Annotated in this window: 13 protein-coding genes and 2 pseudogenes; 3 read left to right on the top strand and 12 right to left on the bottom strand. The window is 37.8% G+C overall.

Going from position 1 to position 11,229, the window contains the following annotated elements; all coding sequences use genetic code 11:
• Nucleotides 1-11: 11 nt before the first annotated feature.
• Both NYR53_RS15270 and NYR53_RS15265 read right to left on the bottom strand, forming a co-directional pair.
• Nucleotides 12-539, bottom strand: a complete 528-nt coding sequence (locus tag NYR53_RS15270) for a hypothetical protein (protein WP_261305935.1) — start codon at nucleotides 537-539, stop codon at nucleotides 12-14.
• Nucleotides 502-801, bottom strand: a complete 300-nt coding sequence (locus tag NYR53_RS15265; protein WP_261305934.1) for a hypothetical protein — start codon at nucleotides 799-801, stop codon at nucleotides 502-504. Before NYR53_RS15265 ends, NYR53_RS15270 begins: the two co-directional genes overlap by 38 nt.
• A 395-nt stretch (nucleotides 802-1,196) precedes the next feature.
• Here NYR53_RS15265 and NYR53_RS15260 point away from each other — a divergent pair.
• The 3 genes and pseudogenes from NYR53_RS15260 to NYR53_RS15250 all read left to right on the top strand — a co-directional run.
• Nucleotides 1,197-1,397: pseudogene (locus tag NYR53_RS15260) on the top strand (DUF5071 domain-containing protein); the annotation flags it as partial.
• Between the two features lie 103 nt (nucleotides 1,398-1,500).
• On the top strand, nucleotides 1,501-1,794 hold the full coding sequence (locus NYR53_RS15255; RefSeq protein WP_261305933.1) for a hypothetical protein: 294 nt from the start codon (nucleotides 1,501-1,503) through the stop codon (nucleotides 1,792-1,794).
• A gap of 80 nt (nucleotides 1,795-1,874) precedes the next feature.
• The gene (locus tag NYR53_RS15250; RefSeq protein WP_261306381.1) at nucleotides 1,875-2,237 is read left to right on the top strand and encodes a cyclic-phosphate processing receiver domain-containing protein; all 363 of its coding nucleotides are present in this window, start codon (nucleotides 1,875-1,877) and stop codon (nucleotides 2,235-2,237) included.
• 146 nt (nucleotides 2,238-2,383) lie between these two features.
• On the opposite strand, the gene NYR53_RS15245 is transcribed toward NYR53_RS15250, so the two are convergent.
• From NYR53_RS15245 to NYR53_RS15200, 10 genes and pseudogenes are all read right to left on the bottom strand, one after another.
• Complete coding sequence (locus tag NYR53_RS15245; protein ID WP_261305932.1) at nucleotides 2,384-2,911, bottom strand: DUF6262 family protein; 528 nt, start codon at nucleotides 2,909-2,911, stop codon at nucleotides 2,384-2,386.
• Between the two features lie 6 nt (nucleotides 2,912-2,917).
• Nucleotides 2,918-4,585 (bottom strand): tyrosine-type recombinase/integrase, encoded by a 1,668-nt coding sequence (locus NYR53_RS15240; protein WP_261305931.1) that lies wholly within the window; start codon nucleotides 4,583-4,585, stop codon nucleotides 2,918-2,920.
• Nucleotides 4,586-6,712, bottom strand: a complete 2,127-nt coding sequence (locus tag NYR53_RS15235) for a tyrosine-type recombinase/integrase (protein WP_261305930.1) — start codon at nucleotides 6,710-6,712, stop codon at nucleotides 4,586-4,588.
• Nucleotides 6,713-6,725: 13 nt separating this feature from the next.
• The gene (locus NYR53_RS15230; protein WP_261305929.1) at nucleotides 6,726-7,871 is read right to left on the bottom strand and encodes a tyrosine-type recombinase/integrase; all 1,146 of its coding nucleotides are present in this window, start codon (nucleotides 7,869-7,871) and stop codon (nucleotides 6,726-6,728) included.
• Nucleotides 7,872-8,009: 138 nt separating this feature from the next.
• Nucleotides 8,010-8,324, bottom strand: a pseudogene (locus NYR53_RS15225) (Y-family DNA polymerase); the annotation flags it as partial.
• Nucleotides 8,317-8,487, bottom strand: coding sequence for a hypothetical protein (locus NYR53_RS15220; RefSeq protein ID WP_261305928.1), 171 nt, complete (start codon nucleotides 8,485-8,487; stop codon nucleotides 8,317-8,319). The pseudogene NYR53_RS15225 and the gene NYR53_RS15220, both read right to left, overlap by 8 nt.
• Nucleotides 8,484-8,861 (bottom strand): YhjD family protein, encoded by a 378-nt coding sequence (locus tag NYR53_RS15215; protein WP_060645159.1) that lies wholly within the window; start codon nucleotides 8,859-8,861, stop codon nucleotides 8,484-8,486. The genes NYR53_RS15220 and NYR53_RS15215 overlap by 4 nt, the downstream gene beginning before the upstream one ends.
• Nucleotides 8,862-9,006: 145 nt before the next feature.
• Nucleotides 9,007-9,294, bottom strand: coding sequence for a stage VI sporulation protein F (locus tag NYR53_RS15210; RefSeq protein ID WP_047672692.1), 288 nt, complete (start codon nucleotides 9,292-9,294; stop codon nucleotides 9,007-9,009).
• A 127-nt stretch (nucleotides 9,295-9,421) separates the two neighbouring features.
• On the bottom strand, nucleotides 9,422-9,658 hold the full coding sequence (locus tag NYR53_RS15205) for a DUF1294 domain-containing protein (protein WP_261305927.1): 237 nt from the start codon (nucleotides 9,656-9,658) through the stop codon (nucleotides 9,422-9,424).
• Nucleotides 9,659-9,784: 126 nt separating this feature from the next.
• Nucleotides 9,785-11,104 carry an alpha-L-fucosidase gene (locus tag NYR53_RS15200; protein ID WP_261305926.1) on the bottom strand — a complete coding sequence of 440 codons (1,320 nt, stop codon included), beginning with the start codon at nucleotides 11,102-11,104 and terminating at the stop codon, nucleotides 9,785-9,787.
• Nucleotides 11,105-11,229 lie beyond the last annotated feature (125 nt).

The following is an 11,229-nucleotide window of genomic DNA, read 5'->3' as shown; positions in this document are numbered from 1 at the left end:
CTATTTACGTATTAACGGTTACTGCTTGGATTATTTTTAATCCTAAATAAAGCAACAAAGAACACAACTTGTAATATGAATGAGTATGCTATAAATTTATTACTAATAATATAAAAAATACAAGGGCAAAAAATAATACCCACGATAAATAACCACGACAGAATTCCTACTCCACGTTTCCATTTATTCTCAAAAAATATATTTAATATTGTGAGAAGAAAAAGTATAGAAATGGTAATACAAGCATACCTCGTCATCACTTCTAACTTACTCCAATAATCTTCTGCTTGACTGAATGCTAAATAATTAGACCCTATTCCAAAAAGCAATACAATTAGAGATACCAGTGGTAATATAGGTTTAAAAAGCTTACCCATTAGTGCAAAAATCCGATCTAAAAGCATAATTTGTTCGCCAAAAGTCGGAAAAGAATCTACTTCTAAGATAACAAATTTTTTTATGGTCGAAAGTGTTTGATCAGACTGGTTTTCATAAAACATCCTAACTTTTTTTTTTGAGTTCCCATGAGAAATATACATAGCACTCACCAAATTTTTCTATTAATTTGTCCTTGGCAGAGCGATCCTTTTGGCTATTTTCATATATTATTATTGCGGATTCAAGTTTTCCTAAAAGTTCTCCGGTTTTAAACTTTAGTGGCTGAAATTGCTTATCCTCTTCCGAAAACATACTAAAAAAGGTTTTATACAAAAAAATTACTAGACCAAAAAACAGAGTGAAAAATAGCTTTGATGCAGGATCTAACTCACTAAACTGATTGTATATTAGTTCGGGACTCATATGAACAACTCCTTGTTGGGTGTATATTACGTCTTAATTAAAGTATCACCTTCCTTCAAGAAGGACAAGAGTTGGATTCATCCTAGAAAGCAGTAGACGTTCCCTCAGTAACTTTCTCAATTAAAGGACTAGAATAGTTAGTTACGAATCTCTTAGCTATGCCTTCTAACGGAGCAATTAGAAGAATTTTAATGACAGGTTGGAGACTAGTTAAGACTGGAATTCAACTACTCGGTTTGAAGTACGGGAGATTGTTCGTGGGATCAATATATAAAGCTATTCCAAAAGATAAGTTTAACGTCGAGAGTTTACGCGGACTAAATATTGATCAAGTAAAGTTGATATTGCCACAGCTTATGGAATGGCTGCAAGATATTAATTAGCCTGTTACTCCGGCTCTGTCTAAAGTTTTGGCCGAATATGGTAATGCTATAGTGCCGTATATCAGGTCTGTGTTACGGAGTGGAGATCCTCAATGGCAATTTAGCATAATGCATGCCTTGATAAGAGAATTACCGAGAGATATTTCTGTTCTACTTGTGGAAGATTTATTGCGAATTGCTTTACAACCAACCAAGGGTGAATTGCTTGAGTAATTAGATATTTTGGCTAAAGAAACAGTCAATTACATAGAGGCACTATGAATTGAGTTCTACCCTAAAGGCGAACAATAGTCAAGCGATGAGGTGAATATAAACTTTGGAAAGTCAAATCCTGTTTGTTGAGATTCTCCGGGAAGTACGGAATCTTATTGATTCCCCTTATACTGACGTTACTTGGTCAAGCTATAATACAACAGAAGAAGTCTTGTCAGCAGTGGATATTTATATCATAAGACTTACTGAGCGTGATAATTCTGTACTATCTGAATTGAAGCTTTTTTTTGCTCCAACAGGCCCCCTACAAGACATTTCAATCAATAGTGGCTGGAGTAATAAATATCTGGATATATCTAGTCGCTTTGATGATATTATTTATGACTCACACATTTGATCAAATGCATTAACAAGTTATTAACTGGGAACGTTTGTTCAAACGCGACCAGATATAGCACTAATCGAGAGGTGATTACAATTAAAATTAAAATCAATCTTTATCTAGATGATTTAAGGGACTGCCCCGAGGGATTTATTGTGGCAAGAACATTCGAAGAAGCAATACAATCTTTTCGGATGTATACAATAGAACTATTATCACTTGACCATGACTTAGGCGAAGATGAGAATGGAAATGAATCACGTAATGGTTACGATTTCGTTAAATACTTTTGTGAGAATGGTTTAAGGGCCAGGAAAATTTACTTACATACAGATAATCCTGTAGGTCGAAAGAATATGTATGAAACACTGTTAGCAGCACAAAGAAGAGGATTTATTGATGAGGATATTGAGATATACCATTACCCAATTACGGCAAACAAGTACTCAGGAGAATGATCACACTTTCCGCTAACGGCGAACGATAGTGAAGTAAACAAACACCAGTCTAACACTTTATTTTCGTGTTTTGACTGGCATTTTTTTAAATCATATATCTAAAACTTATTTTGGGAAAGCAACCGATTTCCCCGCGTAAAACCTAGTCAGTCTAATACTTTGCTTTCCACGAACACTTGTACTTCGACATCTTCAAACTCACTAATGTCGATGCCACGAACATGGAGTTTCCGTAATATTCGTAAATTATGATGCAAAACCGCTTGATGATGCTCTTTAATCTTCTCGAAATCTAATCTATACACCTTACTACGCGCTTTTTCATTTTCGAGTTCACGGATCAATTGATCAACTTGATGTTGGCTTTTTTTTAGCTGTAATTCTAAAGATATTATTTTTTCTTCAAGTTTTCTGGTTTCGCGCTGTTGAATATCTGCACTGTGTTTCCTTTGAACCTCCAAAAGATCAGTTTTATATGTTTTATCCCATAGTGGTCTCAAATGTTTCTTATATAGTGCTGCACGACTTAATCCAGAAATATCAGATATTTTTAGTGCTGTAATGCGACAAGAAGATCCCTCTGTATCATGAAGAAAATTCACAGCCCATTTCACCTTTTCCACGCTATCATCCCGTTTTAACTGTTGTACTTGTTGCAGCCCTACATTTAACAAAACTATTCACTCCCAAGGAATTAAATTCGGAATCTTACTAGAGATGTTATCAATTAAACCCTCTGTATATTGCTCAAGACCATTTTTACATACATCAATTATGCGCTCTAAATAACTCACATTGCGTACTGCATTCTCAAAATGCGCGGAACGTTGAGGCTTGTTGGCTGTACGGTCAATAACATTCATCCAATAAGCATGTTCAGATTTGTAATCTTCATAATACTCGAGCTTTGGAACAAACCAGTCACAAGCATAGCATTCAAAATGTACAGAAGTACCTTTAGGGTTGCACCCAGAAATATCACTACATATTCCAACACCCTTTTTCCCATTAGCTTCCCAGGTTAAATAACGCCGTTGATCTTTAGAAAGATGTGCTACGGTTCTTTCATCTAGATTAATAATTTTCCCTTTAAATTCAAAGGCACTTTCATTTGGGTGTCGAAGCTCAGCGAGTCCTAGATGTATCTCTTTATGCTTCTCAATCATCTGATGGGTATATTTTTTAGTCATTGCTTCATTCTTATGCCCCGTTAATTTACGAACCTGTTCAATAGTATAGCCCACAGTATATAAACGATCTGAGACAGCATGGTGGCGAAATTGGTGGGTCGTGGGTTGAATCAAAGAATTATTTTCATTACGAATATTTATTTTAATAGCAAGATCAGCAAAATAATCATTGATATGCTCACTAGTCAAATTACGAATGGGATATCGATAAGCTGTTCTACCCATATCGTAGTATTTAACACCAAGACAACCTCCATCGTCAAAAAAACTCCATACTCGCACAGTAAAAAGACGATCTTTATTTATATGATCGTATTTGGGATACAACTTTAAGTATCCTTCAGTTTGTTCCTGTAATTTACGAATTAAGTCTATTACATATTTTCCATGACCGCTGTAAACAACTGGTATTGGTTTCGTTTCTTCTCTACCATAATTCCCAGTTGACTTAAATGTAGGCATTTGAATAACATACTCACTATAAAATGATTTCAAGCAATCACGTTTGAGTGAAAGTACTTCAGTAATCCTATTAGGAAAAGAACGAATTAACCAGTATACTGTTCTGAGTTCTAAAGGGATATTAACTGAATCATCTTTCATAATTTTATCAAGGGTACGTAAAACTTTCGCTGGTAATCTGCGATCAGATTGATTATTTGACTGCTTAAAAGGGTTTTGGTGCTTAGTTGGGATAACATTTGGCATCTCGGGAAAATCAGATAGCATGATGAAAAATTCTTGTAATGATGCATAAGTAAACTGCTTCGTAGTTTCTGATGCATCTGAAAGTCGTAACTCAAACTCAAAAGCATTAACTATTTTTCGAGTTACTTTGGAAAGATCCTTAGAATTATATTTTTCTTCTAAGAACTTTAAAAATAACGATATTTTATAGCATTTTTTCTTAATTGTTATTGGAGTAGCTGTACAGTACAATGCATAGTACTTTACCCATTCCTTGTATGAGTCTGGAGCTTGATAAAAAGTAATAGTGTAGCACCCTTTTGGAAGTGCATTTTTATGGTTTTTAATGTAATACCACGAGTCATCTGAAAAATTAAAGTCCCCCAGTTGATCAATTTTATTAATAAGTAGATACTTCAATCTTGAAGAAAAATCTTTATTAGATCCTTTTGGGGACAATTTAGATTGCATTTATAGATTCCTTTCCAATATGAATTTCTCTATTTTACTAATGGTATCTTCATACAAGGATAATAAATGGTTTTCAGATTGAAAATCTCTAAATGATTCAAAATCTGCAATCCCTTGAGCGATCATCGTATTCGCCATAGACCCAATATAATTAATTTGTTCATCTCGTAATTTTTTCCACATGGGTAACTTTTGTGGTCCAGTTAATAAAAGTGAACATCCCACACAAGATTTTTTTTTGCAAGGTCCGAAGGAAACATGTTTAAGGCAGCTACCATGACCCTCAGGCGTTTGTCTTGCTCCAGTTAAAATTTCTTTCTTCAGACTCTCGAATTCTATTGGGTTGTACGCTTGTTTTATTTCAATATCGATTGTTTCAAATAACATCTCAAAAAGTTGATGATCTAATTGTGCTATCTTTAGCGCATCAACGTCTTGATAATATTGACGTGTTGTTTTTTCTTCTGAGTGTCCAAGTATTTCACCAACTTCGCTAGTAGTGCTCCCTGCGGTGAGTAAGTTTACTGCTAACGTTTTACGACACTGGTGATTTCCATAAACCCAAAGATTTCCGTCATTATCCTTAACTTGGTGACGCCTTAAGGCATTATTAATAGCATTTGAAATGTTTGCACTTGTATGTCTGGTCACAACTATTTCGAGATCTAACATTTTCCGTTTTGCCAATTTTATAAAAATGTACTTGGTTTTACCTATTTCACGAAGATGTTGGGTTTCAAGATTTTGTTCATTTATTGTTTTAACAATCTCTTCACTTATTGGAACAGAATGATAGTCTTCGAGACCTATCTTTCTACGAGAATTAAATGTCTTTTTAGTGATACCTTTTAGGTACCAGGCACCCTCATCTTTATTATAAAACAAGCAGTTTTCATCCAAATTCAAGACATCTGAGACTCTTAAACCTGAATTCATCATAATCAACCAAATACGCTGCACTTGAAGTGAGCAGTCCTGAATAGCAATTGATATATGCTCTATTAGCTCCTCAGGAATGTATTCAGCATTTTTTACGAAGCTGTTAATGTTGTGAAACTTAAATCTACGAAAGGGGTTTTTAAGTGTATCATTGTTTTTGGAACGTATCCAATCAAACAATAACCTTGCTTCTGAAATATGGCCTTGAATTGATTTAAGAGCATACTTTTTGCTGCCATTATCTTTTCTTTGCTGTTGTAGGTGTTCAAACATGCCCCTTACTTCGACATAACTTAGATCAAGAAAATTTACAATTTCAGGTGTAGTTACTCGAATAGTTGCAACAATAGGCTTTAAATGATGGAATCGTCTAACAAGTTGTAATGGATTTTCTCCTTTTTCAACCCAACTAACTAGATACTCTTGGATTTCAACTCGAAAATATTCCGGGATATCGGAAAAATCTAAAGTCACAGTCCGTGTTTGTTGAATCTCTTTGTAGGGAAGATTCCACATTGAAGAGCCTACCACCATTTGGGTCATGTTATTTGATTCTTCCTGCCTGGAACGCCAATGCTCAATTACCCCATTGCACAGATTTATAAGTACATTACTGTATTTAATATCCAACTGATACCCCACAATGGCTGTACGCGAGATCTTTCTCCAAGAAACCTCTTGATTAGCATCAAATATTTGCTTACAACAGGCATTAATATAATTATTAAAGCTTGAACGCAACTCATGAGAAACGAGTTCAATAAATTTAGATGCACCAAGTGAAATGAAAATCTTTTTTACTGAATCAATATCAAAATCGTTAAAAGCTGTCCCTAAGGTGGTTATTATAATGGGATTAACGCATTCCATTGTACGCATCATAAAAGCACGATACGGACGGTATGAACTCGTGTAACTTTTTGATCCACTTAAGTAACTTAAAATCGATGGGAATGAAAGGAGGGTACCATCATTCAAAAACATAACACTACATACTTGAAATATCCTTTCGAACAAATGCGGATATTTTTGCTCGAAAATGGGGTAAGTTTTTGAAAATTTTATTGTGGATTCAGATAAAAAATTTCTTAATAATTCAGCATCTTGATTATTCAGAATATCCTCAATGTCAGAAAAAAAGGATGCCAAAGACAGCTCACGCATAATTTTTTTGTTAGTAGTAGCCATTAGTTTCCTATCCTTAGTCCTTAACTTTTGTTATTTTTACCGCTTTGACCCGCGCAAGTATCTTTCTTTTTTGCCGCATTGTATATCCCTTAACATAGACCTTGAGTGTCCTTTCACTTTTCCATCCCATTTCTTCCTCAATGAAAGTAGGGGTTATACCAGTTTCCGGATGTTGCCTCATTAATTCAACTAATTGCTGGGCACGAGTACTTCTTCCACTATGGGTTCTTATTTCTTCTCTTTGTAAACCCGAACGTTCTCCGGCATCCTTAAGAACTCGCAAGAAATTACGCGGCTTAAGAGGCTTACCTTTATGAATACCTATAGAGTTAATAAATAAATAATCAGTTCCATAAACATCTGTTGCATATCGTTCTGTGGCCATATAATCTTGAATGAGTCTTCCCAGTGTATAGTCTATAATTAGTAGTCGTTCCTTAGTTTTTGCCCTAGCACCATTTTCAATGTTTTCTTCACGTACTACTTCCAAAGAAGGTTCAAATGAATTAAAGTGTGTTTTCTTTAATCCAAGTATTTCACCAACTCGCATACCAGTTTCTACACTAATCATGAAAATAACTTCATCACGTAAAGAAGGTAGTTCCTTTCTAATATTTTGTATTTCTTTTTCGGTATACCACTTCAAATGATTTCTTTTTTTTCGGTACGTGATGTGACTTAAAACATTCTCCCTAATTGTGAAGTTCCACACCTGTCCATATAGGAGTTTTGTATTAACAAAAGGTGCTTGTCTTGTTCTTCTGCTGCTATACAAAACAGGATTCATGGTTGCTTTCTGTTCATCTTCTAACCAGTTATAGAAAGACTTAATAACCGTAATGTAAGTATTTAGAGCTGTAAACGTCATTTTAGTTTCAATATTTATTATTTTTTGGCCTAACCCCAGGAGATCTTTAATGTACTCCTCAATAACTTTTTTACTTACCACTTCAAGATAATCTAAATTATTCTTTTTTAAGAAACGGAGATACCGGAGTAACGCGTATGCATAACGCTCACCAGTTAGGTAACTATTGATACTTACTACATCCAACCAAAGGCAAGGATCTTGCATCGGAATTCCTTTTTCAGTGATTAGATACCTCATTTCATTTCCAAATTTAGCAATTTCCACTCGAATTTCGTTTTCGTTAGACAAAATAATCCTCCTAACTTGAATAATAGGCAATCGTATACATCGATGTTACATCGTCTACCATATATGAACCCATTATAGACTAATATTTAAGTAACTTTGTAAACTATTAATCTATCATTGACATTATCATAACAGAACATCTATGCTGTACGGCTCAACCTGATCAGTAAAAGACTCAAAGATCTCAGTAATGAATATGGATATGGCAATGTAGGTTTGCATCCGCGGCCGAATGATGTTCAAATTCGGGCATTTAGCAAGCGCCTCACCTACCCTTTCAGCCGTTGTCACTCCGTGAGACTTGGCGACTGGGCAAGCCGCGAGAATGATGCCTGATCTTCGTGAAGGATCGCCTACGGCTACCGGTTTATCTTTTAGCTCAGGATGAGCGGCCTTTTCGATTGAAGCGTAGAATGATTGGCCATCCACCAGAAAAATTGTCCTTTCAGGCATAGCGTTTCACTTCCTGTATAGCCATGATCCGATCGATCCGAAAAACACGAGGCGCTTTCGCGGTAAAACAAAATGCTTTAATCATGTCCTCTTTTACGTAATCAACACGTATATGTCGCTTAGTGAATATGCGACGTTCCCCGCTGTGGCGATGTTTGCTCACCGCAATCCCCCCCGCATATTCATGAGCGTGGTCATAAGCTCAGCCTTGACCAAGCTGCGAAGCATCGTGAAATGATGAATGTAGCCTCGGACTTTGTACTCTACGTTAATACCTAAGGCATTCATTTCGGTATGGATAACTTTAATATCTCGTTTCTTCATCTGGCTCTTAATACTTTGTAATTCCGGATAAATAGCCATTTCAACCTCTCTGAGATAAAAAAGAATATGATTGTACACGATTTTATCCTTATAAACCTTGAGCTCCTCCATGTCCCTTGCCAGCATATCGAGCAAAATGGGCAGCAGTGTGTATTCCTTAATAATTTGAACATCCTCTTCTGTCTCAATTCTTGAACTTGAACTAACTTTCATATTTCCACCACCATATGCGAACATATATTCGTGTTACTTATTATATACCGAACAGGTATTCGTTATGCAAGTGAATTTTTTTGGAAACAAAAAAAGCTACTTAACGGGGCATCTTTAGCCCTGTAAGCGGCTCATTTTGTTTAGTCTATCGAAACATGGACCATAGTTTAATCAAGTGAAAGGCATTGTTGGGATCAATCTTTTGGGCTAGGATAAACTCGAGAATTTGGTTCGTTTGGCTCCCGCTCAGCTTCTCGCCGAGAATGCCGGCAGCAAGCCCTATTAGGCGTGTAACCTTTGTATAATTTTGCAAATCAGCCTTCGTAACGCCCTGCAGCAGCATCTTCATGCGTTCCTTGATTTCCGGATTTTTCATCTTGAACTTTACGCGCTCCACGAGCGCAGGATCGATGCCATAGTGCTGGTAACTCAATGTTCGCACCTCCGATACCTGTCATGCTCCTATCTTATGAATGAAAACGCGCAAACTTGACTCAGGGCTTTGTATAAAAAAAGAAAACAGCCGCCGCTGCCGGTGACTGTTTGTCTATATAGCTATGCTACATATAAATCGCTATCAGAATGACGCATATACTATTTAACGCAACAAGCAGCGGCATGCCAATGACGAATGAGGTATGTTTCGTCTTATGGCGCCAAACCCGCATACCGAGCCACCCGCCAATCCCGCCACCGAGAGCAGCCAGTATAAAAAGACGTTTTTCAGGCACTCTACGCCCACCTTTTTTGGCTTGTCCCTTGTCATGTCCCATTTCTATGAACGTAACGATATTCATCAGCAGTAAATAACAGAGGAAATAAGTCAAATTCCATACACCTTCGTTTCCAAAAGAATAGTAAGCTTCCTACTATCATCTTAAAATCGAATGCGGGCACGGTCAAATGTTAATTTATTTCCTTGTTTAGAGTAACTCCAACTCCACAACCGTAGCTCTTTGATCCGGCAGCGGATAGCTGGAGTGCTCGGGTTTAGCGAAACTAATGAACGCATCGTCCGGATACTGGGCGGCATTCCAAGGACGGCTTAGGAAAAGCTCGGAACCGTTAGACAGCAGCCTGGCTTTCTTAACCTTACCAGCCAACCCGTTCAAGTTAATGGGGCCTATGCTTTCCTCAAACAAGTGGGCATACAGCAGATTGCCCTTTTGCGTATACCTGCCCCACTCCGGTTTCGGTAAGTAGGCTTGCCCACAGCCGTAAATGCTTTCCCCATTTTTCTGAACCCAATCGCCGATCTCTGCCAAAATGTCCAGCGACTCTTTCGGAATCTCGCCGAGCGCATTCGGACCCACGTTCAAGAGCAGATTCCCATTTTTGCTGACGCACTCTATCAGTTTCCGGATAAGGGTAGTTGAAGATTTATATTGGAAATCTTGGGCTGCGTACCCCCAGTTATTATTCAGCGTGATACAAGCTTCCCATGGAAGCGAATTGCCTTCGTCATCCGTCACGCCTTGCGGTGGAATGATCTGTTCCGGTGAAGCAAAGTCGCCCGAATAGCTGAGCGGATTTTTAGTGAAAATAGTTCCGCCTTCTTCACCGCTTGCGTCCAATCGGTTGTCTACGATGATATGCGGCTGCAGAGATCGAATCATCGCCATCAGCTCGGTTGCTTTCCACGTCTCCCCCTTCATGTGATCATAAGAGAAGTCAAACCACATCACATCCAACTTGCCATAGTTCGTCAGCAGTTCTCTTACTTGTCCATGCATATACTGAAGGTACCGATCGAACGTCTCCGGATTTCTTGCGTAGCTCTCATTATCCCGCATTGGATGAATGCGATCCCCATAGGCCGGATAATCCTCATGATGCCAATCGATTAGCGAATAATAGAGCCCCACCTTTAAGCCTTCCGCCCGAAACGCTTCAATAAATTCGCGAACCAAATCTCGCCCGGCCCGTGTATTCGTTGACTTATAATCAGTGAGAGCGCTATCAAATAAACAAAACCCGTCATGATGCTTTGCTGTCAATACCGCATATTTCATACCCGCTTGCTTCGCTGCACGCGCCCACGCCTTAGGATCATAACGGACAGGATCGAATTCATCATAATACGTTTGATAGTCCTCTACCGAAATACGCTCGACGCTGCGCACCCATTCTCCTCTAGCTGGAATGGCGTAAAGTCCCCAGTGAATAAACATACCGAAACGATCCTGCAGAAACCACTGCGTACGCTCCGTTCGTTCTTGAATAATCGGATGATTGCTTGTCATCAGCTACACACCTTTCGAATTATATGCGTGTTTAACAACCTCTTAAAACTTCACAGCTTTAGTCTACCAAGCCTGTGCTATAATAGACAGGTACGAAACTAACCTCAATCAGGATATAATTAACA

The sequence above is a fragment of the Paenibacillus andongensis genome, from assembly GCF_025369935.1.
GTDB lineage: Bacteria > Bacillota > Bacilli > Paenibacillales > NBRC-103111 > Paenibacillus_E > Paenibacillus_E andongensis.
The sequence above is the reverse complement of the archived record's forward strand: the minus strand, read 5'-3'. Positions and strand labels throughout refer to the sequence as shown.